Annotated in this window: 20 protein-coding genes; 18 read left to right on the forward strand and 2 right to left on the reverse strand. The window is 45.0% G+C overall.

Annotated elements, in window-relative coordinates; genetic code table 11:
- From J4N40_RS02180 to tldD, 17 genes are all read left to right on the forward strand, one after another.
- On the forward strand, positions 1-1,224 hold the full coding sequence (locus J4N40_RS02180) for a type II secretion system F family protein (protein WP_005381186.1): 1,224 nt from the start codon (positions 1-3) through the stop codon (positions 1,222-1,224).
- A 3-nt stretch (positions 1,225-1,227) separates the two neighbouring features.
- The gene (locus J4N40_RS02185; protein WP_054579426.1) at positions 1,228-1,689 is read left to right on the forward strand and encodes a hypothetical protein; all 462 of its coding nucleotides are present in this window, start codon (positions 1,228-1,230) and stop codon (positions 1,687-1,689) included.
- Between the two features lie 291 nt (positions 1,690-1,980).
- Positions 1,981-2,472 carry a type II secretion system protein gene (locus tag J4N40_RS02190; protein WP_020835336.1) on the forward strand — a complete coding sequence of 164 codons (492 nt, stop codon included), beginning with the start codon at positions 1,981-1,983 and terminating at the stop codon, positions 2,470-2,472.
- Positions 2,473-2,544: 72 nt separating this feature from the next.
- Complete coding sequence (locus tag J4N40_RS02195; RefSeq protein ID WP_250654354.1) at positions 2,545-2,778, forward strand: pilus assembly FimT family protein; 234 nt, start codon at positions 2,545-2,547, stop codon at positions 2,776-2,778.
- Positions 2,779-2,893: 115 nt separating this feature from the next.
- Positions 2,894-3,373 (forward strand): type II secretion system protein, encoded by a 480-nt coding sequence (locus tag J4N40_RS02200; protein ID WP_250654355.1) that lies wholly within the window; start codon positions 2,894-2,896, stop codon positions 3,371-3,373.
- Entirely contained in the window at positions 3,370-3,954 is a 585-nt protein-coding gene (locus J4N40_RS02205) for a type IV pilus modification PilV family protein (protein ID WP_250654356.1), read from the forward strand. Before J4N40_RS02200 ends, J4N40_RS02205 begins: the two co-directional genes overlap by 4 nt.
- Positions 3,954-4,682 carry a PilW family protein gene (locus J4N40_RS02210; RefSeq protein ID WP_250654357.1) on the forward strand — a complete coding sequence of 243 codons (729 nt, stop codon included), beginning with the start codon at positions 3,954-3,956 and terminating at the stop codon, positions 4,680-4,682. The genes J4N40_RS02205 and J4N40_RS02210 overlap by 1 nt, the downstream gene beginning before the upstream one ends.
- Entirely contained in the window at positions 4,672-5,109 is a 438-nt protein-coding gene (locus J4N40_RS02215; RefSeq protein WP_047103642.1) for a hypothetical protein, read from the forward strand. Before J4N40_RS02210 ends, J4N40_RS02215 begins: the two co-directional genes overlap by 11 nt.
- A 6-nt stretch (positions 5,110-5,115) precedes the next feature.
- A complete protein-coding gene (locus tag J4N40_RS02220) occupies positions 5,116-9,063 on the forward strand; it encodes a DUF7305 domain-containing protein (RefSeq protein WP_047103640.1) in 3,948 nt (1,315 codons plus the stop codon).
- Positions 9,064-9,214: 151 nt separating this feature from the next.
- Positions 9,215-10,258, forward strand: a complete 1,044-nt coding sequence (locus tag J4N40_RS02225; protein ID WP_005381144.1) for a rod shape-determining protein — start codon at positions 9,215-9,217, stop codon at positions 10,256-10,258.
- A gap of 150 nt (positions 10,259-10,408) precedes the next feature.
- The gene (gene mreC / locus J4N40_RS02230) at positions 10,409-11,305 is read left to right on the forward strand and encodes a rod shape-determining protein MreC (RefSeq protein ID WP_005381142.1); all 897 of its coding nucleotides are present in this window, start codon (positions 10,409-10,411) and stop codon (positions 11,303-11,305) included.
- Positions 11,295-11,783, forward strand: a complete 489-nt coding sequence (mreD, locus tag J4N40_RS02235; protein WP_005381141.1) for a rod shape-determining protein MreD — start codon at positions 11,295-11,297, stop codon at positions 11,781-11,783. The genes mreC and mreD overlap by 11 nt, the downstream gene beginning before the upstream one ends.
- Positions 11,784-11,787: 4 nt before the next feature.
- On the forward strand, positions 11,788-12,357 hold the full coding sequence (locus J4N40_RS02240; protein WP_005381139.1) for a Maf family protein: 570 nt from the start codon (positions 11,788-11,790) through the stop codon (positions 12,355-12,357).
- Between the two features lie 18 nt (positions 12,358-12,375).
- Positions 12,376-13,845 carry a ribonuclease G gene (gene rng / locus J4N40_RS02245; RefSeq protein WP_005381138.1) on the forward strand — a complete coding sequence of 490 codons (1,470 nt, stop codon included), beginning with the start codon at positions 12,376-12,378 and terminating at the stop codon, positions 13,843-13,845.
- Positions 13,846-13,857: 12 nt separating this feature from the next.
- Complete coding sequence (locus J4N40_RS02250; RefSeq protein ID WP_250654358.1) at positions 13,858-17,739, forward strand: YhdP family protein; 3,882 nt, start codon at positions 13,858-13,860, stop codon at positions 17,737-17,739.
- A 33-nt stretch (positions 17,740-17,772) separates the two neighbouring features.
- Positions 17,773-18,594 carry a carbon-nitrogen hydrolase family protein gene (locus J4N40_RS02255; RefSeq protein ID WP_171346115.1) on the forward strand — a complete coding sequence of 274 codons (822 nt, stop codon included), beginning with the start codon at positions 17,773-17,775 and terminating at the stop codon, positions 18,592-18,594.
- Positions 18,595-18,605: 11 nt separating this feature from the next.
- A complete protein-coding gene (tldD, locus tag J4N40_RS02260; RefSeq protein ID WP_005381134.1) occupies positions 18,606-20,051 on the forward strand; it encodes a metalloprotease TldD in 1,446 nt (481 codons plus the stop codon).
- Positions 20,052-20,117: 66 nt separating this feature from the next.
- Here tldD and J4N40_RS02265 read toward each other — a convergent pair whose 3' ends face one another.
- A complete protein-coding gene (locus tag J4N40_RS02265) occupies positions 20,118-21,494 on the reverse strand; it encodes a PhoH family protein (protein WP_005381133.1) in 1,377 nt (458 codons plus the stop codon).
- A 561-nt stretch (positions 21,495-22,055) separates the two neighbouring features.
- Between J4N40_RS02265 and rapA the strand changes: the two genes are divergently transcribed.
- Positions 22,056-24,965, forward strand: coding sequence for an RNA polymerase-associated protein RapA (gene rapA / locus J4N40_RS02270; RefSeq protein ID WP_005388434.1), 2,910 nt, complete (start codon positions 22,056-22,058; stop codon positions 24,963-24,965).
- Positions 24,966-25,073: 108 nt separating this feature from the next.
- On the opposite strand, the gene J4N40_RS02275 is transcribed toward rapA, so the two are convergent.
- A complete protein-coding gene (locus J4N40_RS02275) occupies positions 25,074-26,339 on the reverse strand; it encodes an NRAMP family divalent metal transporter (RefSeq protein WP_064377045.1) in 1,266 nt (421 codons plus the stop codon).
- Positions 26,340-26,566 lie beyond the last annotated feature (227 nt).

Genomic DNA, 26,566 nt, shown 5'->3' on the forward strand with positions numbered 1-26,566 from the left:
ATGCCAACTTTTCGTTATCAAGGCCGCACGCTAGACGGCTCATCCACTAACGGCAAAATCGAAGCAGTGAACTCAGAAGCTGCGGCGGAAGCATTGATGAACAAAGGGGTCATCCCGCTCAATGTACGTTTAGAGAAAGAGTCGGCAAAAAGCCAAGTGAGCTTATCTAAGCTGTTTGTGCCTGCTATTCCGTTGGAAGTAATTATTCTTTTCTCTCGTCAGTTGTTTAGTTTGACTAAAGCTGGCGTACCTTTGCTGCGCTCTATGCGTGGCTTGTTGCAAAATTGCGAAAACAAACAGCTCAAAGAGGCGCTAGAAGATGTCGTTTCTGAACTGAGTAATGGCCGAGGTTTGTCTTCTGCGATGCAGCAACACAGTAAAGTATTCAGCCCACTGTTCGTTTCTATGATCAACGTCGGTGAGAATACGGGTCGGCTTGACCAAGCGCTATTGCAACTGGCGAATTACTACGAACAGGAACTTGAGACTCGCAAACGCATTAAAGCGGCGATGCGTTATCCAACGTTTGTCATTATCTTTATCACCATCGCCATGTTTGTATTGAATATCTTGGTGATCCCTGAGTTTGCATCGATGTTCACGCGCTTTGGGGTTGAGCTACCATTGCCGACGCGTATTTTGATCGCGACTTCTAATTTCTTTGTTAATTATTGGGTGTTGCTGGTTGTAGCAATGATTGGCGCGTTTACGGTGTTCAGAGCGTGGGTGGCGACGGCTGATGGTCGGGAGAAGTTCGATAAGTTTCGGCTTCGGCTGCCAATTGTAGGCGATATCGTTAATCGTGCGCAGCTTTCTCGTTTTGCTAGAACCTTCTCGTTGATGCTGAAATCAGGCGTTCCACTTAACCAGTCTTTAGCTTTAGCCGGGGAAGCCCTGGGGAACCGCTTTTTAGAAAATCGAATTCTTGAGATGAAATCCGCGATTGAAGCGGGTAGCACCATCTCAGTGACTGCTATCAACAGTAAAATCTTTACCCCTTTGGTGATTCAGATGATTGCAGTAGGGGAAGAAACTGGTCGTATTGATGAGTTGCTGCTGGAAGTGTCGGATTTTTACGATCGAGAAGTTGATTACGATCTAAAAACACTGACCGCAAGAATAGAACCATTACTTTTGGTGATTGTAGCAGGCATGGTCATGGTGCTGGCATTGGGTATCTTCCTACCAATGTGGGGAATGCTCGACATCATCAAAGGCGGCTAATAGGTGGTTGAAAATCAAAGCCGAGCAACGCTTATTGTATTTGGGGTTATTGCTACGATTATGGCGGTGGGTTTGGCGGTCAAATTACGTCCTGTGACCGAGCAAGCACAAGTAACTGGAGCGAAGTTAGCGAGAGTTTGGATGCAAGATAGTGTTCAGCGTTATCGTCAAGCTTGGCTAGTACAAGGCGAGCCAGAACATATGCTGATGGATGGCTTAAACCTTACTATGACTGAGGGCGGGTTAGTGTCTCCCTTTACTCAGCAAGGTGTATTAGATTGTGGTTATTGGCTAGCGGTGCATTACCCCCAACGTAAAATAATGACCAACAAGTTAATAGATATCAGTGGAGCCATCAAAACTGATCGTTATGTCTGTCAATACACTTATGAAAATGGTCAGTCGATTGTAGTTATCTCAACTGCTAATCAACTGAAAATAGACGTCGAAATATCGGCGGAGTGATTTTTTTGACACCTAAGCACTATAATTGGTAATGAAAGTCGGTATAATGCAATCATAACCATAAGTAACAGGCTGTAATAGTGGGTAAACAATAATGTGTTTTTCTCATTGCAGCATGAACTGAATAATGGCGAATCGTCATTCTGCTCAAGCGGTAGATACAGTATCCACTTCACGGTCAGTTTTAGTGAACGTTGCTGCCCCAAACCGTTTTGACAATATCCAAAATGGTCGCGTGACCTAAACAAAACTTTGCAGTTGTACTGCATGCTTACATAGAGAGAGTAAACAATGAAAAGACAAGGTGGTTTCACCCTTATCGAATTGGTAGTGGTAATTGTAATCCTAGGTATTTTAGCGGTAACTGCAGCACCACGTTTCCTTAACCTACAATCAGATGCTCGCGCATCTGCACTACAAGGTTTGAAAGGTGCTATTGATGGCGGCGCTGGTATTGTATATGGCAAGGCTGCTATTGAAGGTAAAGAGGCAAAGGCAGGTCAAAAATTATCAAATAATATTACAACTGAATATGGTTACCCTTCGGTAGATAGCACAGGATTGTTTGACGCAGTCCAAGGTCTTAATGAAGATTGGGCGTACTCTGTTTCAGGTGGTTCTAGCGTTCTATTTACTTTTGTGGATGGAAATTTTGAACAAGGTGAAAACAGTAATAAAGCTTCAGACATTGCAACAACAAATTGCTACGTTCAGTATGATGAAGCTACTTCTTCAGCTGTGGGCAGCGAATATAAACTAAAAGCGGTGTCTACAGGCTGCTAATTCAATTGTATTAAAAAGGCCAGCTAGTCTGGCCTTTATCTCTTTGCTTTGATTAATCTCGGAATAGTTCATATGCGTAAATCATTAGGTCTTAGTGCAATAGAGTTTGTGGTTGTGCTGATTATCTTAGGTGTGATCGGTTATGTGGTATTACCAAGATTTATCAGCTTTGAACCAGAAACTTATGAAGCTAAGTGGGAGCATACTAAGCAAACCGCCGAGCATGTTTCTGAGACGCTAAGCAACAAAGAAACTTACGATCGAATTGAAGAAGAGATTGGCCGTTCAAAAGGGCAAAATAACTAGACATTGGTTGTTTGTTCGTCTGTTCACACTTCGAATCGAAAAGTTACAAACCTATCATTAATCTCATAATTTCATCGTATACTTATTTCGCTTGTTCTAAGCCTAAGGTTGGGTTATGAAAATTCGCAGCTCTGCATTAGGGTTCACGTTAATGGAGTTAATCCTCGTGATTGTTCTCCTCTCTATCCTTTCACTTTTTGCAGCCAGCCGTTTTATGGGCTCAGGCAGTTTGTCTGCATATGCATTACAAGAACGCGTGATTTCTGTGATTCGCCAAGTGCAGGTGAATCGTATGCAGTCGAATGCTACAAGTCCTGATAACAACTTTCGTTTACAAGTTTCTAGCTCATGTGTTGGTTCGGTTGCTGCCTGTGCACTAGCAGGCAGTGCACGAGATGCTCGTAGTGACGTGGTTATCGATAAGTCCGCAAGGTTTTCCGTTATCAGCGGCGCCGCAAATACAATTAATTTTAACCTTCTCGGCAATCCTGTAAGTGGTGCTGTAAACATCTTAATTGAAGATAAGCACGGTCGAAGCCGCTGCCAAGTTGAAATAAATTCTCAAGGTTATGTTTCTAAAGGTACATGCTCATGAAGAAATCTAGTGGCATGACTTTGATAGAAATGATCATCGCGATTGTTTTAATGGGCATTGCGATGGTGGCGTTTACTTCTTTTCTTGTCCCTCAAATTCGAGATTCCGCCATCCCTCATTATCAAACCCGCGCGGCCGCATTAGGCCAAGGTTTCATGTCTCAGATATTGGCGCGAGGCTTCGATGAAAACAGCGACTTTGATGGTGGTTTAGTCCGCTGTGGTGAGACTGTCCTTGATGGTAAGGATTGTTCCACAAGTCTTGGGGCAGATAGCGATGAATCAAACCCAGCTAGTTTTAATGATGTCGATGACTATATCGGTTGCTGGTATACGAAAAGCACAAAGGCTAAATGTAACTCTACGCCGTTATATGAGCTGAGTAACGTTCTTGGTACGTCTATGGAAAGTGATTACAAGAACTTTCGAGTAGAAGTGAAAGTGCAATACGTTGAATCAGACGGTACGGGTGTAAATAATCCTTCACTGGAAGAGATCACGGCTTATAAACGAGTCACTATGACTATTTACGCCGGACAAACACAGCCTTTAACACTGTCTGCGATAAGGGGAAACTACTAATGAAAAATCGTGGTTTCACTTTAATAGAAATGGTCATCACTATTGTGGTTGGTAGTTTTATCATGCTCGGAATTGCTGGCTATTTGCAGTTAGGAGCAAAGGGCTATGCCGACACTATCGATAGGCAGAAACTACAAACTCAGGCTCAGTTCGTTATTGAGAAAATGTCTCGAGAAATTCGTCATGCGGTGCCGAATAGCTTTTTTATTGATGAGAGTGAAAAAAACTGCCTGATGTTTATGCCGATAGAGCATTCTGGTTTTTATGCGATTTCTGGAAATGATATACAGTTTGTGGTTGGCTTTTTTGGTGACAATGCTCCCGAGCTTGATAGTGGCTTGAAAATGGTGATTAACCCAACACGGCTAAGTGATTTAACCTCATCCACTCATAGTGTTGATGTTGGAGCGCTTTCTCCAGATTCGGATAAAGCATATAAGATTATTGATGGCGCTAGTTTAGTAACCAGTCGCTCCGTTTCTAATCGACACTATCTCTATGATCCATCTAAGTCAGTGAAATATTGCTTTGTAGGCCCACAGATACAGCGTAACGGCGAAATAATTGCCGACAATCTTATTTATGTTGATGATCAATCTCAGAGTTATTTCAAATATGACGATAAATTGCTTCATCGAGGCGGGCTCGTGCATCTGAGGTTCGTGTTTAAACAGTCCGGTGAAAGTAGTGTGTACCAACAAGATGTGCAGGTGCTGAATGTTCCATAATAAGCAAAAAGGCAATGTGTTAATTGTGACGCTCTTTGTCATTATCGTAATGGGGTATTTGGCTGCGTCACTAATGAAAGTGACTTGGTCTAATCAAAGTGGTTTAACGCGTGAGTTTTTGGGTACAAAGGCATGGTTTACTGCTCAATCGAGTAATGACTGGGTGTTAACTCAGTTTTTCCCTTTAGATGAATCTGCTGCTGTTGCAACCCGTTGCGATGCTATCGAGGCAGAAAGCGTTAAGCCCGACAGCGGCTTGTTCGATCAGGCATGCAAAGTGACAACGATTGAATGTCAGAAGGCAGGTAAGCTACCAGGTGACTTTCCTGGTAAAGAAGTGGAGCTATATGTGGTTAAAAGTGTGGCTGTTTGTGGTTCTGGAGTGTCTAAAGTTCAACGTCAGCAAGAAGTTTGGGTAAGGGAGTAAAATACAATGAAAAAAATAATAACATCGTTACTTACGGTAGCTCTTTTCCTTTTTTCGTCAATCAGTTTTGCTGCAGTAAATAACAACCCTCAGTTTGAATTTGGCACTGTGCCAGCAGATAAATGTACTGTAGCAGGGCCAAGTGTGACTTGTGACATCGAGTTTCAGAATTCTTACTCACAACCTCCTCTGGTTTTTGTTATGCCGACGATCGATGCGAGTCGCTCTAACTTTGATAGCAAGACCACAGAATACCCTTCAGATTTGAAAATCTGGTCTATCAGTTCATCCAAAGCAACAATAAAGCAGTTATTACCTCCTCACAGAGCCGCTTGCCGCTATCTAAAATACAATCGTAAAAACGATAAATGGCAATGTAAAAACACTGGCGAGAGAATAACTTATGTTGATGCACCTATGAATGATATTGACTACTTGGTAATGGAACCAGGCGTTATTAAGTTTGATAGTGGTGCCATGCTTGTTGCAGGCAAAGTGAGCTCTAAACATACATTTTCTAATAAGCCTGATGGGACAAATAACATCAGCAAGCAGGTTAATTTTATTAACTTTGGTTTGAACACTGCTTTTTCAAAGCCACCAGGTGTTTTGGTTCAAATTCAAACTCGAAACAATATGGTTGGTAGCCAACCACTTTGGCTAAATACGATCGCTCTAGATCCTACTCGTACAGGCTTTTCATTAATCATTGACCGCTCTGAAGTGACAAAAAATGCGGTACTTGATCAACCTGAAGAAGTGGCGTTTGTGGCAGGCTATGGTGAAGGTTTTACTCAAGGGCGAAAATTTTGGCTAGGTAATGGTTCAACCCGTAATACGCTTAGCGCTCTGAATGATAATGTCATTAAACCAGTTACTGAGGGCTGTAAGCAGCTTAGCTACTTCCCGGTTACTGGCTTCAAATCTGCTCCGGTTTTATTGGCGTCTAAGCGTACTCGAAATGGTAATAACGGTGGTTGGCTAAGGCGTTGTTCTGTGACTAAAACCAGCGTTGCTTTGATTAATGAAGAAGATATGGATAGAGATGCTGAACGTGGTCACGTTGTTGAGCCGTTTTCATACTTCTTATTCGATAAGCCTCCTACAAGTGAAATTTGTGAGTTGTTTCCATCTCCAGTTCAAACTTGGACTGGCAATTCTAATGCGCTTCTAAAGATGAAAAATAATGCTCGGATTTCAGGGGCCCCTTATGTGAACGGTAAGCGTTACGTTGGTTTTCCTCAGTCGAAAATTACTTTAGAAAATAATGCATCATGTGACGATGAAGGTTGTTTTGGTAATGAAGGACTGATGATTAAACGGTTGGAATTAGAGAGTTTTAAGACTAGCTCTAAAGAGGTTGTTGTCGATCATCAGGAGAGTAAAACATTTTCTAGTTATGAGGTACTGGAAAAACTAGAAGTGAAAAACAATGCTAAAGTTACATTTAAAACGGGAACTTACTGGATAGAAGAGCTAAAGGTTGATAACAGCGCACAAATAAATATTCCAGACTCACAAAAAGTGCAAATTCATGTGAAAAAGCTGGAGCTGAAAAACAATGCGAAATTTTATACAGTCGGAAAAGCCGAGCTGATAATCATTGGTCATGGTAACGATAAAATTACTCTTGATAACAGTGCTGAATTGACAGGACTGCTCTATACAGAAGCAAGTGTAGAGTTAAAAAACAATGCAGTAGTTTATGGTGCGGTTACTGCTCGAAGTATTTCGATGGATAACTCGGCAAGTATCATTGCTACAGACAACCACTGTTTTACACCTTCAGATGATTATGAAGTAACGCTATCACCAGCAGCACAATATGCGTTGATGTGCGGAACAGAACAACCTAGTTTTGCAATAGAAACCAAGAACAATGGCTATGCGGAAAGCACTGGCGTTACTGTGCAGGTTTACCCTGATGCAGATAATTTTTCTATAGATGTTGTAGAAAGCACTGGTACTGGCTCTTATCCTAGCTTTACGACAAGCAATGTGTCTTCGAAACTTGGTAAGTTGAAACTGCAAGTGAGCGTTAAAGATCAAAGTAGTATTGATCTTGATGAAGAATATACGTTAAAAGTTACAGTGGACAATGACTCATCAAAAACGCAGACATCAACTTTCAAGTTTGTGCCATTTAAATTTTCAGCTGACGACCAGTATGTAATCGCAGGAAAGCTGAAAGAGGTTGAAGTAAAGGCTCAGGCATGCAATGACGATAATGAAGTTGACGATATTGACTATGACGGTAAGCCGGATGTTTCATATCAATGGGTACGCCCTGCATCAGGTGCTGTTGGCTCTTTAACTTACTCCCCATCATTTTCCAGTGGAAAATCTTCTAAAGGTTTAACTCTGGAAGATTCAGGTGAAATGTTAGTTACTCTGACTGATGATAACTTCACTTGTAGTGGTGATGATTGTCCGATTGAAGGTGACGGAAATACGAAGACACTAAAAGGCCAGTTCACCGTCTATTCACGTCCTTGGACATTTGCGATTTGTTCTCCGGATGATACGAATATGGATGGCAGTATTACGGATTCCAGTAGTGCAGCATTTACCGCAGCAGGGAACTCTTTTGAACTCTCTGTCCGTCCATTGCGCTGGGTGTCAGATGGTGATGACAGTGATCCCGAAGATGGAACAACAGAAATAGAAATATCCGGCTATTGTAGTTCACCCGTCACTCAGAATTTCTTTATTGCGGGTAGTGCGATCACATCAACGGTCGGATTGACGCATTCAGTCGCTGAGCCTGATGGTGGAGATGATGGTTCTCTTTCTGGCACTTTGGTCTATAGCAATAGCGCGGGAACCAATAATACCTATCTGTTGTACAGTAGGCTTTCATGGAGCGAAGTAGGGGTATTGAAAGTAACCGCAGATACTCAGGCAAATTATTTGGGTATGAATGTTAACCCCGGCTATCGTGATATCGGACGTTTTTATCCTGCCTGGTTGAGCTTAGTAAGCAATAACTGGGATTATGCGTCTGACCATGATGGCTTCATGTACATGAGTCAGCCTATCAGTTATGACTTTGTGGTCGAAGCACAAAATATGGATGGCGAAGCTACTACCAATTACAGTAGTTTCAGCTCTGATTTAATTGCTGATGTCCAACTGCTGGCTGTGGACACGGATGATAACGAAGACATTAGCGATCGGGTGGAAAATTATTATCTAAACTACTGGGATGGCAGTGACTCATGGTCAGGATCACAGCTGTCAGTATCAAACCAGTCTTTCCAATTTAATAAATCAGAAACCAATAGTTCTCCGTTAACGACTGAAGCAGATGGGCCATTTACAAATGGATTTGGATTACTAGTGGCAGATAAAGTGGATGATGTCGACTTTCTTACTTCAGAAGATACCAACCTCGAATTAAATGACGATATTGGTAAGTCTTTTCCAACTCAACCAGATATTCGCTATGGCCGAATGGCAATGGATGATGTCGGTGGTACTTCTGTCAGTACCATCAATATTCCTCTGCGTACAGAATACTGGAATGGTTCTCGCTTTATCACTAATACTGATGACTCTGCTTCTGATTATTCTTCTGATGAAGACTATGTTTGTTATCAAGAGGTGTGGTCTGAAGCTTCTGGTTCAGACGGTTCGTTGAATGGAGTAACAAAGACAGTTGATTCAGGTGTCAACGACGAACTTTATGCTACTCCATATTCCGAAGATTATAGTAGCTCAATACGCCAACAATTACGCTTCTGGCTGAGAATGGATGATACTAGTACGACATCTCCGCAAACGTTGGAAACTGATTATGTTACTTGTGGAAGTAGCTACATGAGTCAACCTTGGCTCCAATATAACTGGAGAGGGAAAGGAGATGAAGACCCATCCTCCGTCGTCACCTTCGGTATTCACCGTGGTAACGATCGCGTGATTTACCGTGGTGAGCCAGGGTTAACCGGACAGTAACAACTTAGGTTTTTGCCCTTAAGTTAGGAAACTGCAAGAAATTGAGGCTTTCTGCTCATGTTTGTGTACCAATACCTTGCTGTGACAGCGAGGCATTGGTACATTTAGAGCAATTTTTGTCTTCTATATTTTTGCAGGATGAGCGAAGAGTATGTTTAAGAAACTTCGTGGCATGTTTTCTAACGATCTATCTATCGATTTAGGTACAGCCAACACTCTAATTTACGTAAAAGGGCAAGGAATTGTCCTTGATGAACCTTCTGTAGTTGCTATTCGTCAAGATCGTGTAGGTTCTGCAAAAAGCGTTGCTGCAGTCGGTCACGCAGCAAAACAGATGCTTGGTCGTACACCTGGCAACATTTCCGCTATTCGCCCAATGAAAGACGGCGTAATCGCTGACTTCTACGTAACCGAAAAAATGCTTCAGCACTTTATCAAGCAAGTGCACGATAACAGCATCCTAAAGCCAAGCCCACGTGTTCTTGTTTGTGTTCCTTGTGGTTCTACCCAAGTTGAGCGTCGCGCAATTCGTGAATCAGCACTTGGTGCTGGTGCGCGTGAAGTTTACCTAATCGACGAGCCAATGGCGGCGGCAATTGGTGCTGGTTTACGCGTATCAGAGCCGACAGGTTCAATGGTGGTCGATATCGGTGGTGGTACAACTGAAGTTGCCGTTATCTCTCTAAACGGTGTGGTTTACTCATCGTCTGTACGTATCGGTGGTGACCGCTTTGATGAAGCGGTGATCAACTACGTACGTCGTAACTACGGCAGCTTGATTGGTGAAGCAACGGCTGAAAAGATCAAACACGAAATCGGTTCTGCTTACCCTGGTGATGAAGTTCAAGAGATTGAAGTTCGCGGTCGTAACCTTGCGGAGGGTGTGCCACGCAGCTTTAGCTTGAACTCAAACGAGATCCTAGAAGCGCTTCAAGAGCCGCTATCTGGCATCGTATCAGCAGTCATGGTTGCACTAGAACAGTGTCCACCAGAGCTTGCTTCAGACATTTCTGAAAACGGTATGGTACTAACCGGTGGTGGTGCACTACTTAAAGACCTAGACCGTCTACTAATGGAAGAAACTGGTATTCCTGTGGTTATCGCGGAAGATCCACTAACGTGTGTTGCGCGTGGTGGCGGTAAAGCACTAGAAATGATCGACATGCACGGTGGCGATCTGTTCTCTGAAGAATAAAGGTTTAGGTGAAGCTCATGTCGGGCTTCACCTTCATTTCTGCTCTCTCTGTAATTCAAACATGCTCCATACCTAAAAGTATTTAGTTAAGTATTTTTAGGTTGCCAAGTAAGGCTCAATAATCATGGAAGCAATCAGGTCAAAAACAAGATGAAACCGATTTTCGGCAGAGGTCCGTCTCTGCAATTACGTCTGTTTTTTGCTGTCATCGTGTCGGCGAGCTTAATGCTGGCCGATAGTCGTCTAGATACGTTTTCCAACGTTCGATACCTACTAAACAGTATGGTTGCACCGATTCAGTACGCAGCGAATTTGCCTCGTAGTATGTTCGATGGCGTATTTGAACGTTTTAATTCTCATCAGGCATTGGTTGAAGGCAATCGCAGCTTAAAGCGAGAAGTGCTACGCCTGAAAAGCGAGCTTATCTTGCTCGACCAATATAAAGAAGAAAACCAACGCTTACGTAAGTTGTTAGGATCTTCATTTGTCCGTGATGAAAAGAAAGTCGTGACAGAAGTAATGGCGGTTGATACTTCACCTTATCGTCATCAAGTGGTGATCGATAAAGGCCGTATTGATGGTGTTTACGTTGGTCAGCCTGTTATCAATGAGAAAGGCATCGTTGGTCAGGTCACGTTTGTCGCAGCGCACAACGCACGTGTTCTGCTGCTAACGGACGCGAAAAATGCAATTCCTGTCCAGGTGATCCGCAATGATATCCGAGTGATCGCATCGGGCAATGGTGAAATGGATGAAATCCAACTGGAGCACATTCCAACCAGCACAGATATTCAGGTTGGTGATTTATTGGTGACATCCGGTTTAGGTGGTATTTACCCTGAAGGATATCCAGTCGCGACGGTTACCAATGTGGATCACGATACGCGTCAAGAGTTCGCCTCAATCAAGGCTGAGCCGGTTGTGGAGTTTGATCGCTTACGCTACCTACTGCTGATTTGGCCGAATGAAGACCGTCAACACAAAGTACTGCGGTCCAATGTAGATGAAGGGTTAGAGCAAGAACAAGAGGTAACCGATGGCCAATAATGTATTGAGTAGCCGAATGGTGATTGGCGTCAGTTTCTTCGTTGCGCTGGTACTGCAAACCATTCCATGGCCAGGTGTGTTAGATGTGTTACGTCCGTCATGGTTGTTCCTTGTCACGTGTTATTGGGTGTTGGCACTACCGCACCGAGTGAACGTCGGAACTGCGCTAGTGTTGGGCTTATTGTGGGATATCTTGATCGGCTCAACGCTTGGAATTCGTGGCATGATGATGTCGATCGTTATCTACCTTGTGGCGCTGAATTTCCTGTTGATTCGCAACATGGCATTGTGGCAACAGTCGATTTTAATTGCCTTTTTTACTGCGTTATTGGAAGTTTTGATATTCTGTGGGGAATATTTGAACCAGGACGTAGTATTTAATCCATTATCTCTGTGGACGGCGGCAATAAACTGTATACTTTGGCCATGGATGTTTTTATTAATGCGACGAGTTCGTCGTGCATGGCACGTAAGGTAAAGCGGTGAAGAAAAGCTTATCTCTCGTTCTCGCATCGGGTTCTCCGAGAAGAAAAGAGCTGCTTGCTCAACTGGGTTATGATTTTGAGATCGTATTGCCTGATATTGAGGAAGCCAAACAGGCTCATGAGCAAGCACGAGATTACGTGTTGCGTCTTTCTTTGGAAAAAGCTCAGGCAGGCTTAGCGTTGGCTAAGCCTGATTCCGTTGTATTGGGCTCTGATACGGTCGTAGTATGCGATGACCGTGTGCTAGAAAAACCAAAAAGTTTTGAAGATTCAAAGCGTATGCTTACTGACTTATCGGGTCGTCGTCATCAAGTGATGACTGCGGTGAGCGTTGTATCATCGGAACAACAACATTCAGTGGTCGTTACCACTGACGTGTGGTTCAAACCACTGACTCACGAAGAAATCGAACAATATTGGCAGTCAGGAGAGCCATGCGATAAAGCTGGAAGTTATGGTATTCAGGGACTCGGAGGGCGATTTGTCACCCGAATCGAAGGCAGTTATCACGCTGTAGTAGGCTTACCTTTGTTCGAAACCGATCAGCTAATTCAAGAATTTTTATAATTGTTTTGAGGTGTGCACATGAGTGCAGAATTGCTGCTTAACGTGACCCCGAGTGAAACTCGTGTGGCCATGATTGAAGGTGGAGTACTACAAGAAATACATATCGAGCGCGAATCGCGTCGCGGTATTGTGGGCAATATATACAAAGGCAAAGTAAGCCGAGTGTTACCAGGCATGCAGGCAGCTTTCGTCGACATTGGTTTAGATAAAGCGGCGTTTTTACATGCGTCAGATATTGTTCCCCATACCGAATGTGTGGCAGAAAACGAAAAACAGCAGTTTCAAGTCCGTGATATCTCTGAGCTGGTACGCCAGGGACAAGACATTGTTGTTCAAGTGGTCAAAGATCCGCTCGGCACGAAAGGTGCGCGTTTAACGACGGATATCACCTTACCTTCGCGTTATCTTGTTTTTATGCCGGGGGCCAGCCATGTCGGTGTTTCGCAGCGTATTGAAAGTGAGAAAGAACGTGAGCGTTTGAAAAAGGTGGTGAACCATTACTGCGATGAGCACGGTGGTTTTATCATTCGTACCGCGGCAGAAGGCGCTGATGAAAAAGAGCTCTCTCAAGATGCGGCATTTCTAAAGCGTTTGTGGCTAAAAGTCATGGAGCGTCGCTCAAAATACAAAACGCGTTCAACACTTTACGGTGAACTCGGCTTAGCTCAACGCATTCTGCGTGACTTTGTTGGCACAGAGCTTGATAAGATCATGGTCGACTCCCGCCTTGAATATGAAAACCTGAAAGAATTCACTTCTGAGTATGTACCGGAGTTAACAGATAAGCTTGAGCTTTACGAAGGTGACAAGCCAATCTTTGACATGTACGACACCGAAAACGAAATTCAGCGTTCTTTAGAGCGCAAGGTCGAGCTAAAATCGGGCGGCTATTTGATCATCGATCAAACCGAAGCCATGACCACCATCGATATCAACACGGGTGCATTTGTTGGTCGTCGTAATCTCGAAGAGACTATCTTCAATACCAATATAGAGGCAACGCAAGCTATTGCGCGTCAGCTACGTTTACGTAACCTCGGCGGTATCATCATTATTGATTTTATCGATATGGCATCCGAAGAGCATCGTCAGCGAGTACTTACCTCACTGGAAACGGCGCTGGCGAAAGACCGAGTAAAAACCAACATCAACGGCTTTACCCAGCTTGGCTTAGTTGAAATGACGCGTAAGCGCACGCGAGAAAGTATTGAACATATCTTGTGTTCTGGCTGTCCTACTTGTGAAGGCCGTGGCAGCGTGAAAACGGTCGAAACCGTATGCTTTGAGATATTACGCGAGATTACTCGTGTGAACCGTGCTTACGACGCCGATAATTTTGTCGTGTACGCATCGCCGTTTGTTGCTGAAGCGCTATTGGGCGATGAGTCTCATGCGTTGGCTGAGCTCGAAGTATTTATTGGCAAGCAAGTGCGAGTTCAGGCTGAACCCCTGTACATTCAGGAACAGTTTGACGTCGTAATGATGTAATTTGGAACATTTGTGAATTCTGGTGTTAACCGTTTTGGGCGTTTTTGTGCGTGGAGTTTAGTTACTGTATTGGTGTTATTAGCCATATTAGTGACCACGCTGCGCGTCACATTGCCGCAACTTAACCATTTCCAAGATGAGATCAAAACCTGGGTCAAGCAAGGCACAGGTTTTGACGTTTCTATTGCCAATGTCGCAGGGACGTGGCGCAATAATCATCCCTCAATCGCGTTACTGGGTTTAGAGGCAAATCTACCAAACGTGCAAGATGCACGCTTCGCTGTTGAAGAAGTCCAAATTGAGTTCGACCTTATTCAATCTCTTTTTCAACTTAAACCTGTAGTTGCAGACCTTACCATTCATAACCTCGCTTTAGACATTCACACGGTAGACATTCTGCCGACTTCTCATCGTCAAGATCCGAAGCCTGAAGTGGATAAGAGCGAAGTGAAACTCATTGACCAACTCGACTCACTTCTTTTACGTCAGTTCGAAGACTTCACTATTAGCGATTCACGGATTTGGTATAAGTCTGTGTCAGGTGAAACTCGCCGTTTAGATATTGAGCAGCTTCGTTGGAGTAATCAAGGGAAGCGTCACGTAGCCGAGGGCACGGTTAGCATTGCCGATGTTCGCCTGAACTCATTGTTAGTAAGCGCTAACTTTAAAGATCATGGCTCGTTGCGCGATGTATCTGGTGAGTTTTACGTGAGTGCTCAAGATGTCTCGGTCACACCTTGGCTGACCACTTACATGCAAGAAGAGTCAGGAGCAGAGTCGGGTAAAGTCAGCTTAAATACTTGGCTAACGCTCAAACATAGCCAACCGCATGATGCTTATGTTGAATTACTGCCTTCCGAGTTGGTGTGGAATGAAGATGGACATCATGAGCTGTTTATTGAGTCTGGAATTTTCAATCTTCGACCAGATAGACAAGGCTGGAAAGTAAATGGCCACTCACTTCAGATCAGAACCGACAACACCCCTTGGCCAGAGCTAGACGTCGCGTTTGATTGGCAACCAAACGGCTGGATGCTCAATCTCTCTCAAATCGACATCGAAGCACTCATTCCGCTCATCAAGTTGGCTCCAGAGTCAGAGTCGACCAGTGACCTTATTAACAAACTAGCACCGAAAGGTCGGGTCGAAGATGTCCGATTGTCAATGAACGGCGGTTTAGACACCTTACGCTACTCGGCTGAACTGGATGAACTCGCGATGACACAATGGGAGCTCCTACCCGGGTTTCATCACGTACAGGGCAGCGTATCGGGGGATGTGAATCAAGCTAAAGCAAAAGTCACCGTCATTGATGATGTCTTTCCGTACGGCGATGTATTCCAAGCTCCGCTGAATATCAAACAAGGTGAAGTCGATATTATCTGGCAGCAAGATGATGCGGGTTGGCGTTTGTGGGCGGATAAAGTGACGGCAGCAACGCCTGATCTTCAAGTCTTGGGGGCATTCCGTCTTGATTTTCCAAAAGAACAAAGCCCATTTTTATCGTTCTATGCCGAAGCGGATCTCTACAACGCGGGTGAAACATGGCGCTATCTACCGACTCTGGCACTTGGACAAGACTTGACCGACTATCTTTCGACCGCGATTCAGGGCGGAAAAGTGAATACAGCGAAATTGTTGTGGTATGGCGAGTTAGGTGATTTTCCTTACAAAGAACATAATGGCATGTTCCAAGCTTGGGTTGGATTAAAAGACGCGAAATTTAGCTTTGATACGGCATGGCCAACCATCACGGATTTGCAGCTAGACTTGCTGTTTGAAAATGATGCCATGTATTTGGATTCAAAATCAGCCACACTAAATGGCGTTCATGCTAAGCGTATCACTGGGCGAATCCCTGAGTTGGCAGAAGGTGGACACATCGAGATTGAAGCGAAAGCAAGCGCGCCGGGTAATGAAGTCCGTGACTACATGATGGCGACGCCATTAGTGGATTCAGTCGGTGCCGCATTGACAGCGCTGCAAGTGAGTGGTCCCGTTTACTCTGAGTTTCAACTCAATATACCGTTTGATTTTGAGAAAGAGTCTCGCGCTTGGGGTTATTCAGATTTAACAGAAAATCGTGTTGATATTGAAGCGCCGCCAATGACGCTTGAAAACGCCACAGGGCGTATCACCTTCGACAATGATGTGGTTACCACATCGGGTTTGTCGGCCGAATTATTACAACAGCCTATCTCTCTTGATTTCCATGGAGAGAGTGCGGAGCAAGGCTACAACGTGACAATTAATACACTAGGAGATTGGGATGTCGAGCCGCTCAAACCCTATGTCGGTGAGCGTTGGTTAAACCTTGTTTCTGGCCATGCGCCGTGGCAAATGGATATTGACTTGCAACTCAATGATGTTGGTTTCACTTATCAGCTTGAAGTGCTGGCGCAGCTAAATCGTCTGGCTAGTCAATATCCTTATCCTTTAGCGAAAAAAATTGGTGAGTCTGGGCAAGCGAAACTGCAAGCATCCGGCAACCAAGAGAGTATTTCAGCACGACTACAGATCCCAAATGTGAAGTATCAAACTGAGATAGATATCGCTGGCGATGTCCCGGTTCTGACTGCGACTCATTTAATGGTTGGCAAAGGTGGCTTCCGGATTAGTCCTATTGTCGGGCACGATGCTTCGGTGCGTGTCGAAGAACTGAATTTAGACCAATGGGCGGAGCTTGCGCAGGTCTCTGAGAGCAAGCCTTCATCGTCTGTTTTGGCAAGCATGAAAACGCCGACCATTCCATTGCCGACACGCATTGAAGTTGAAACGCCAAACTTACAGCTCGGTGGGATTGAGTTTCATGATGTGGATTTTTCAGCAAGCAAGAAAAATTTGAGTTGGCAACTCGAGGTGGACAGTCAAGAGGTTAAAGGGAAAGCTAACTATCTGAAACCCTATGTTCTATCGGTCTCTCTAGAGCACTTGCATCTGTACATCCCAGGGTTTGAAGAGATGACCAAAGAGCGCAGTTCAATCTTTGCGAGTGAAGATCAAAACGCACCTTTGATTACCAATTTTGACCGCAAGTTTCACGCAGAGATGCCAAACTTAACTTTGAACATCGATGATTTTTGGCTGCAAGGTTACAAAGTGGGCAAAGTTAATGTTGATTTGCAGCGTCGCGAGAACCGCTTGGAGTGGAAAAATATCACCTTTAGTAGCGGCAAAAACCGCATTGATATGAGTGGTTGGTGGGACCTGACGAAAGAGAGTAGTCATTCCAACTTAACCATGAAAATGAAAGGTGATAACAACACCGATCTTATGGAGCGCTTTGGTATTACATCAGGCATTCAACAAGCACCATTTGAGATCAATGCCAATATGGAATGGGACGGCGCACCTTGGTCAATGAAGACACAAACCTTGCAAGGAAACGTCTCAACGGAATTTGGTAAAGGCGTGATCAGTGAAGTTAGTGGTGCGGCACGCTTGTTAGGCTTGTTTAGCTTGGATTCTATCATCCGTAAGATGCAGCTCGACTTTACCGACGTATTCGATAAAGGCATGGCATTCAACTCGATCACGGGAACCGGCAAAATCCAAGACGGTGTGTTTATCACCAATGATATCGTAATGGATGCGTTAGCAGGGGAAATGCAAATCCGCGGCATCGCTAATATGAACAGCAGAATGGTTGATGCGGAAGTGAAATTCACACCAGACATCACATCAGGCCTACCAATGCTGACCGCGTTTGCCGTTGCGCCTCAAACTGCTTTGTATGTCTTGGCCATCTCTACGGTGATATCTCCGGTGGTTGAGGTCTTCACTCAAGTCAATTATGAAGTGAAAGGCCCACTAGATTCACCAACGGTGAAAGAAATTTCGCGAAGTAAAGGTGAATACAAGCTGCCAGAAAAACTGCGTGAACAGGCCAAATAACTCACCGAATATAATGGAATAGGGAGGAAACACATGGAGCGTGTTGGCATTATTCAAATGACTTCGGGTCCGGATATTAACGCGAATTTGGACTTCATTGAAAAACAGTGTGCTTTAGCGAGCAAGCAAGGTGCCAAACTTGTTCTTACTCCTGAAAATACAGTGCTATTTTCCAGTCGCGAAGCTTATCATCAACATGCAGAGCCACTTGGCAGTGGCATGATTCAACAGCGGCTCTGTGAAATCGCTAGAAAGAACCAGTTAACGCTAATTGTCGGAAGCATGCCCATTCAAACCGCAAAAGGTGTCACCACCACAACACTGGTATTTCCGCCGCACGGTAAATGCATTGCTCACTATGACAAACTGCATATGTTTGATGTCGACGTAGCCGATGGTTATGGTAGTTATCGTGAGTCGGATACGTTTATGGCGGGTAATCAAATAGTCGTTGCGGAAACTGATATCGGCAGTGTTGGATTGAGTATTTGTTATGATTTACGTTTCCCAGAACTTTATAAAGTATTGCGTCAAGAAGGGGCGGATATCATTGTGGTGCCCGCTGCGTTTACCGCTGTGACGGGGCAAGCTCACTGGGAAGTATTATTGCGATCTAGAGCGATTGAGACACAATGTTGGATTTTGGCAAGCGGACAAACTGGAACGCATCCATGTGGACGAAAAACATGGGGACACTCAATGGTCGTTGACCCTTGGGGACGTATCCATAAACAGCTTCAGGATGAAGTAGGTTTATTGGTGACTGAGATAGATTTGTCACAAAGCCAACAAGTAAGGCAGAATATGCCGCTGACTCAACACAGTCGCTTTCAAAATGAATTGAGACGGAAATAAAAGAGCTAACTATGAGCACAAACCAAATAGAACAGGCACTCCTTGCCCCAAATGGTCTGACAGAACAAGACATTGCTGACACGCTTGCCAGCATTGCGACGCGCCAGATCGATTATGCGGACATTTACTTTCAGTCCAGCTGGCATGAGTCTCTGGTTCTAGAAGACAGCATCATCAAAGATGGCTCTTTTAACATTGATTGTGGTGTTGGTGTCCGTGCAGTAACTGGCGAGAAAACCGGCTTTGCCTACTCTGATCAAATCCAGCCTGAAGGCCTGAAGCAGAGTGCAATGGCGGCGCGCGGTATTGCTCAGCAAGGGCAGAATGGTAAAGTCCAAGCGTTTAAACGCACCGAAAACCAAGCGTACTACGCCGCTGTGAATCCACTAGCTGAATGGGAAAAGCAGCAAAAAACAGAATTGCTCAAATCTCTAGATGCTTACATCCGCACTAAAGAGCCATTGATTAAAGAGGTCTCGATCAGCATCAGCGGTGTGCATGAGCAGATGCTTGTTGCGGCAACAGACGGTACTTATGCAGGCGATATTCGTCCTTTGGTGCGTTTGTCTATTAGCGTGCTCGCACAAAAAGGCGAACGACGTGAACGCGGTAGCGCTGGTGGCGGCGGCCGTTTCGGTTACGATTTCTTTTTAACGGAAAGCAATGGTGTGAAACAAGCTTTCCATTATGCAGACGAAGCGATTCGCATGGCGTTAATCAACCTTGAAGCAGAAGCAGCACCAGCAGGCATGATGCCAGTGGTATTGGGTTCTGGCTGGCCTGGCGTGTTGCTACACGAAGCGGTAGGTCATGGACTAGAAGGTGACTTTAACCGCAAAGAGTCGTCAGTGTTCTCTGGAAAAATGGGTCAACAAGTGACGTCTTCACTGTGTACCATCGTAGATGACGGCACGTTAAAAGACCTTCGTGGTTCACTGAATGTGGATGATGAAGGGGTAAACGGTCAGTACAACACGCTTATCGAGAATGGTGTGCTGAAAGGCTATATGCAAGACAAGCTAAACGCGCGGCTAATGGGTGTAAATCCAACGGGTAACGGTCGTCGTGAATCGTATGCACACTTGCCAATGCCTCGTATGACCAACACCTACATGCTTCCAGGTGAACATACGCCAGAAGAAATCATCTCGACGGTCGAGAAAGGGTTGTATGCGCCAAACTTTGGTGGCGGCCAGGTGGACATTACTTCGGGTAAGTTTGTGTTCTCTGCATCGGAAGCGTACTTGATTGAAAACGGTAAAATTACGCGCCCTGTTAAAGGTGCGACGTTGATTGGCTCAGGTATCGAAGCAATGCAGCAAGTCTCTATGGTCGGTAACGACCTAAGTATCGACAAGGGCGTTGGCGTATGTGGTAAAGCAGGTCAAAGTGTGCCAGTTGGTGTTGGTCAGCCGACCTTGAAACTGGACTCACTGACAGTGGGTGGCACTGAGTAACTCAGTTGAATCGTTATAAAAAGAGCGCTCATTAGAGCGCTCTTTTGCTTTGTGAGTCGGTGTCAATTACAGGTTTTCTTCAGCAAATTCCGCCAAGCGGCTACGAACCACGCCGTTGAGGTGAATATTTGCGCTGCCTTCAAAGTTCTTGAAGCGCTCAACCATGTACGTCAATCCTGATGTCACTGGGGTGAGGTAATGAGAGTCAATCTGCGCCAAGTTACCGGAGCAGACGATTTTGGTTCCTTCACCACAGCGGGTAATGATGGTTTTGATTTGTGATGCAGTGAGGTTTTGACACTCATCAAGCAGTACAAACGCATTTTGAATCGAACGGCCACGCATAAAGTTGATCGATTTAAATTGAATGTTGGCTTTATCGCAGATGTACTTCAATGAGCCTTCAGTGCAGTGATCGTGTTTATGTAGTGCTTCCAAGGTATCGGTCACCGCCGCTAACCACGGCATCATTTTCTCCTCTTCGGAGCCGGGTAAGAAGCCGATGGATTCACCGATATCTGGCGTGTTACGTGTTACGATAATTTTATCGAACATGCTTTTTTCAATGGTTTGCTCCAATGCTGCTGCCATTGCCAGTAATGTCTTACCACTACCCGCCGCACCCGTTAGAATCACCAAGTCAATTTCTGGATCGAGTAAGGCATCTAACGCCATTCCCTGGTAGATATTTTTAGGTGTGATGTCCCAAGCCTTGCGATGCATTAGGCGTTCGCGGCTCAGGTCGAGAAGCGTTAGCTTGTCTTCATTGATGGTTTCTACGCGACCAGCAAAGTCACTGTCTTCATCAATAACGTATTGGTTGATAAAGGTTGGGTCGAAGGGTTCGCGACTGAGTTTGTGGTAAGTTTTTCCGCCCAGTGCATAGCTTTCTACTTCCTCAATACCGCTCCAGAAATCACCTTCACGCAATTGAAAGCCTTTGGTTAGGTATTGAATGTCGTCAATCAGTTGGTCGGTTCTATAGTCCTCAACAAAGCGTACACCAGCCCCTTTGGCTCGCAGACGCATGTTGATGTCTTTCGTGATCAGTACCACTTCACGTGGTGCACGTTTATTTTGCAGATAAAGCACCGCGTTGAGAATACGGTTGTCACCGGCTTTGTCGGCGAAGGCTTTGACGGTTTCCTGCAGTTCAAAATCCGCCAAAATGGAAATAGTACCTTGGTCGGGGTTGTCTTTAGAAACAGGAATGCCTTCAGAGATTTCATCTGGCGTTGCTTCTTTAAACAAATCTTCCAAGGTGCGAATAGCCACGCGCGCATCTCTTGCAACGTCGCGCTTACTGTCTTTGATTCGGTCGAGTTCTTCCAACACGGTCATGGGGATAACGACATCGTGTTCTTGGAAAGAGAAGATGGCAAAGGGTTCATGAAGAAGAATGTTGGTATCGAGTACAAACAGTTTCCGATCGGTATCGCCCATAGCGTCTCCTTGCCGTAGTACGGCTCTGCATGCGAGTTGTTAGGTCGTTTCCAAATAGGTGTGAAGTGACCTAACTCTGATTGCTTGCAATAGAGGTTGTCGGGCTGATGTCGGCTAGTGTGCAACCGAGTAGCAAGACAACTTACTGCAAACCCGTGTTGATCCTAATCGTGTACTAACGCGCTTAAATCATATGCAATGGTTTTAAACGCCCCTCATTAGAAGTATACGTAATATTTACGTTCTACAACTTAATAATTGGCATGAGTATTTTACAATTTGATTGCATTTAGAGTTTGGGAAAAAAAGTTTCTGCTTGGTGCGGTTTCGGCGTGACCTAAATCACAGCTTCAAGTAAGATTAGCGACCTTTTTCTGCGTATAGGCTACGTCCGATTTATCATGTTGAGCTGGCTTAAAAAATACTCAGTTCATACTGGAATGACGAATGCTATCGGCATAGCAGAAGCCAGAATCAGATCTAAACTATTATCCATGCCTACGGGCATGAGTAGACCAACAAGAAATACGAATCAAGAACTAATAACGAGGTAGTCAATTCATGACATTTGCTTTGGGGCAGCGCTGGATTAGCGATACGGAAAGCGATTTAGGTTTAGGTACCGTTGTAGCAATGGATGCTCGTACTGTGACATTGATGTTTGCAGCGTCAGAGGAAAACCGAGTTTACGCACGTAACGATGCACCTGTTACCCGAGTCACCTTTAATGTTGGGGATGTCATCGATTGCCAAGAAGGTTGGTCTCTAAAAGTAGAAGAAGTACTGGAAGATGAAGGTCTTTACACCTATTTCGGTACTCGTGAAGACACGCAAGAAACCGCTGTTGTTCTGCGTGAGATTTTCCTTAGCAACCAAATTCGTTTTAACAAACCTCAAGATAAGTTGTACGCCGGTCAAATCGACCGTATGGACAACTTTGTTCTGCGTTACCGTGCGCTAACCAACCAGTTTGAGCAGCATAAGAGCCCAATGCGTGGCCTATGTGGTATGCGTGCAGGTTTGATCCCTCATCAGCTTTACATCGCGCACGAAGTTGGCCGTCGTCACGCGCCACGCGTCTTATTGGCGGATGAGGTAGGTTTGGGTAAAACCATCGAAGCGGGCATGATCATCCACCAACAAGTTCTGTCTGGTCGTGCCGAACGCATTTTGATTGTGGTGCCTGAAACACTGCAGCATCAATGGCTGGTTGAGATGATGCGTCGTTTCAATCTGCATTTCTCTATCTTTGACGAAGAGCGCTGTATCGAAGCGTTTGCGGATGCAGAAAACCCATTTGATACTCAGCAATATGTGCTGTGTTCTTTGGATTTCCTACGCAAGAGCCGCAAGCGTTTTGAACAAGCACTGGAAGGTGAATGGGACCTACTGGTTGTCGATGAAGCGCACCACCTAGAGTGGAGTCAAGACAAACCAAGTCGCGAATACCAAGTGGTAGAAGGCTTGGCTGAACGTACTCCTGGTGTGTTGCTACTGACTGCAACGCCAGAGCAGCTTGGTCGTGAGAGTCACTTTGCTCGTCTGCGTTTGTTGGATCCAGACCGCTTCTATGATTACGAAGCATTCGTTGAGGAAGAAGAGCAATACGCGCCCGTAGCAGATGCGATTACTTCACTCTTTTCCGGTGAAAAGCTACCTAATGAAGCAAAAAACCAGATCACTGAGTTGTTGTCTGAACAAGACGTAGAACCACTTTTCCGTATTATTGAAAGTGAAGCGGACGAAGAAGCTAAAGCGTCGGCACGCCAAGAGCTGATCGATAACTTGATGGATCGTCATGGTACAGGGCGTGTTTTGTTCCGTAACACGCGCGCGGCCATCAAAGGCTTCCCTACGCGTAACGTGCATCTGATGCCAATGGATATTCCACCGCAATACACTACATCAATGCGTGTTGCTGGAATGATTGGCGGTAAGATGAGTTCTGAAGCACGTGCGATGAAGAACCTTTACCCGGAAGAAATTTTCCAAGAATTTGAAGGCGATGACGCGAGCTGGTGGCAGTTTGACTCGCGTGTGAATTGGTTGCTTGAAAAAGTAAAAGAGAAGCGCAGCGAGAAAATCCTCGTGATTGCTTCTCGTGCGAGTACCGCACTGCAATTGGAGCAAGCACTGCGTGAGCGTGAAGGTATCCGCGCCACCGTTTTCCACGAAGGTATGTCGATTCTTGAACGTGATAAAGCGGCGGCTTACTTTGCGCAAGAAGAAGGTGGAGCACAAGTTCTTATCTGTAGCGAAATCGGCTCTGAAGGTCGTAACTTCCAGTTTGCCAACCAACTTGTCATGTTCGACTTGCCATTCAACCCAGACTTGCTTGAGCAACGTATTGGTCGTTTGGACCGTATCGGTCAAAATCGCGATATCGACATTCATGTTCCTTACCTGAAAGGCACATCGCAAGCGATCCTAGCACGTTGGTTCGATGAAGGCCTGAACGCTTTTGCGGAAACCTGCCCAACAGGCCGTGCTGTTTACGATAAGTACTCCGATGATCTGATTGAAATTCTTGCCTCTGGTGATACCAGCACGCTAGATGAGATCATTGAAGCGTCAGCAAAAATGAATAAAGAGCTGAAATCCCAATTGGAGCAAGGCCGTGATCGCCTATTAGAAATGCATTCGAATGGCGGGGAAAAAGCACAACAAATCGTTGAGAAAATTGAATCAACTGACGGCGATACCAATCTGGTCACCTTCGCACTTTCTCTTTTTGACACGATTGGCCTGAATCAAGACGATAAAGGTGAAAACGCCCTGATTGTGACCCCATCTGAGCACATGATGGTGCCAAGCTACCCAGGTCTGCCATACGAAGGAGCGACGATCACGTTTGATCGTGATACAGCGTTATCTCGTGAAGATATGCACTTTATCAGTTGGGAACACCCAATGATCCAGGGTGGTATCGATCTTCTTATGAGTGAAGGGGTGGGGACGTCTGCGGTATCTCTATTGAAAAACAAAGCGTTACCAGTCGGGACTATTCTTCTTGAGTTGATTTACGCGGTAGATGCGCAAGCGCCAAAACGCAGTGGTATCGCGCGCTTCTTACCGAAAACGCCAATCCGTTTAATGATGGACTCGCGTGGTAATGATTTGTCTGCTCAAGTGGAGTTTGAAAGCTTTAACCGCCAGCTCAGCCCTGTAAACCGTCACTTAGGTAGCAAGTTGGTTACGTCGGTACAGAAAGACGTACACCGCTTAATTGAAGCTGGTGATGTTCTTATTGAAGAGAAGGTCGAAGAAGTACGCAAGCAAGCTCATCAAGATATGCAGCATAGTTTGAATGCAGAACTTGAGCGTTTGCAAGCACTGAAAGCGGTGAACCCAAATATTCGTGACGAAGAAATTGAAGCTATCGACGCACAAATTAAAGAGCTTACTGGTTATATCAACCAAGCTCAGGTTCAGCTCGACTCGCTGCGTTTGATTGTGGTGAGCCACAACTAAGTAAGTATTTATTGCTCATTAAAAAAGGTCTTCAGTTGAAGACCTTTTTCTTTATTTACGGTTTAGTTTCTTTATGCGGAATGCATTAATCACTGATAGCTATCTCATTTACATCAACCACTTCCACCAGATAAATACAGCCAAGAAGCCAAACAAGTAAATCAGGCCTGCAATCGACAACCACTTTAGTTTAGGTCCAACAGCCAAAGGCTCAGGTAACTCAGTTTTGCTCACTAAGGTGTAATTTAGCAGAGCAAAGAATGGCGTGGTCATAAAGGCGAGAATCATCGCAAAGTTCAGCATAGGCAATAACGCAGAAGCCCAGAAAACCACAATACCTAATGCAAGTAAGGAGACTACCAGCATGATCGCTGAAGTGGTTTTAGGGTTAGTGTCTGGTTGCGAGCGCAGTAGGCGTTGAGAATCCGAAATAACGCGCGAGTAGCCATCAATAACGGTAATCGTGCTGCCAAAGATACAGAAAAACGCAATTACCGCGATCAAGTAACGAGACCATTCGCCAATCGTTGCCGCATATAAGCCAACCAATTGGTGGGAGAAGCCAACGCCAGAGCTTTCAAGCGCAACGCCAGATCCATAAAGCATCAAAGAGCCTAGCGATACAAAGATAATGGCAAGAAACGCCGTGCCAATATAACCGACATTAAAGTCAAATAGAGCAGAGCGGTATGTTACTTCTTGCTGGCTTGATTGGCGTTTTAGCCACGCTGAGGTTAAACAGGAGATCTCTATCGGTGCAGGCATCCACCCCATTGTCACAACGATAAAACCAATAGCCGCAATAGACCAAGGTGACGGCGGCTCGAAGTTGGCCACTTGTTCAACAGGGTTACCAAAGGCGATAGAAACAGCGAGTAAAGTCGCGATGGTTAACACCGACATGATCACTTTAGATAGCGTATCGAGCGCTTTGTAATGGCCAGCAAATAATATGAGCAGGCAGGTAACAATCACAATGATGCTGAGTGATGCCATTGATAGTGAAAACGGAATGAAGTAGCCCAGCAAGCTAGCGCTAAACATTAACAAAGCGGCGGTATTGATGACGGCCGATACCACGCTCAGAAATAGAAATAGCCATAGATAAGGCCGACCTAATTTCGCGTAGCCCTCAACCAAGGTGAGCCCTGTCCCCATGGTGTACTGTACGCCCGCTCGGAAAAAAGGGTATTTAAACAGGTTTACGAGCAGAATCAGTGCAGCCAATTGCCAACCATAAATCGCACCAGCCTTGGTTGATGCGACGAGGTGAGAGCCACCGACCGCAGCAGATGCCATTAATATGCCGGGGCCTAGCGAACGAAAAAATAAGGAAAGTTTGGATTGGGGTTTATCTATAACGGCGGAGTCCATTGCTTATTGTCCTTTTTATCTTATGTATCTTTCTAAAGAGATACATACCGCAGTACATGACAAGCTGAGCGCTCGCCCTATACTGCGCAACGGTAATGTCTTTTAAATGCTGTGTTTTGGTGTATTTATTTTAAGTATTCTTTGCGAATATCATGCTGTGTGCATCTAGCACTCTATTCAGTTATGCGTCTTGTTGTCAAACTAAATTTACAACGTGCTATTTTTAG

The sequence above is a fragment of the Vibrio sp. SCSIO 43097 genome (genome assembly GCF_023650755.1).
GTDB classification, from domain to species: Bacteria; Pseudomonadota; Gammaproteobacteria; order Enterobacterales; family Vibrionaceae; genus Vibrio; species Vibrio alginolyticus.

Coding starts and splice junctions, on each gene's coding strand:
- J4N40_RS02180 (WP_005381186.1), top strand. CDS start 1: ATGCCAACTTTTCGTTATCAAGGCCGCACGCTAGACGGCTCATCCACT.
- J4N40_RS02190 (WP_020835336.1), top strand. CDS start 1,981: ATGAAAAGACAAGGTGGTTTCACCCTTATCGAATTGGTAGTGGTAATT.
- J4N40_RS02195 (WP_250654354.1), top strand. CDS start 2,545: ATGCGTAAATCATTAGGTCTTAGTGCAATAGAGTTTGTGGTTGTGCTG.
- J4N40_RS02200 (WP_250654355.1), top strand. CDS start 2,894: ATGAAAATTCGCAGCTCTGCATTAGGGTTCACGTTAATGGAGTTAATC.
- J4N40_RS02205 (WP_250654356.1), top strand. CDS start 3,370: ATGAAGAAATCTAGTGGCATGACTTTGATAGAAATGATCATCGCGATT.
- J4N40_RS02210 (WP_250654357.1), top strand. CDS start 3,954: ATGAAAAATCGTGGTTTCACTTTAATAGAAATGGTCATCACTATTGTG.
- J4N40_RS02215 (WP_047103642.1), top strand. CDS start 4,672: ATGTTCCATAATAAGCAAAAAGGCAATGTGTTAATTGTGACGCTCTTT.
- J4N40_RS02220 (WP_047103640.1), top strand. CDS start 5,116: ATGAAAAAAATAATAACATCGTTACTTACGGTAGCTCTTTTCCTTTTT.
- J4N40_RS02225 (WP_005381144.1), top strand. CDS start 9,215: ATGTTTAAGAAACTTCGTGGCATGTTTTCTAACGATCTATCTATCGAT.
- mreC (WP_005381142.1), top strand. CDS start 10,409: ATGAAACCGATTTTCGGCAGAGGTCCGTCTCTGCAATTACGTCTGTTT.
- mreD (WP_005381141.1), top strand. CDS start 11,295: ATGGCCAATAATGTATTGAGTAGCCGAATGGTGATTGGCGTCAGTTTC.
- rng (WP_005381138.1), top strand. CDS start 12,376: ATGAGTGCAGAATTGCTGCTTAACGTGACCCCGAGTGAAACTCGTGTG.
- J4N40_RS02255 (WP_171346115.1), top strand. CDS start 17,773: ATGGAGCGTGTTGGCATTATTCAAATGACTTCGGGTCCGGATATTAAC.
- tldD (WP_005381134.1), top strand. CDS start 18,606: ATGAGCACAAACCAAATAGAACAGGCACTCCTTGCCCCAAATGGTCTG.
- J4N40_RS02265 (WP_005381133.1), bottom strand. CDS start 21,494: ATGGGCGATACCGATCGGAAACTGTTTGTACTCGATACCAACATTCTT.
- rapA (WP_005388434.1), top strand. CDS start 22,056: ATGACATTTGCTTTGGGGCAGCGCTGGATTAGCGATACGGAAAGCGAT.
- J4N40_RS02275 (WP_064377045.1), bottom strand. CDS start 26,339: ATGGACTCCGCCGTTATAGATAAACCCCAATCCAAACTTTCCTTATTT.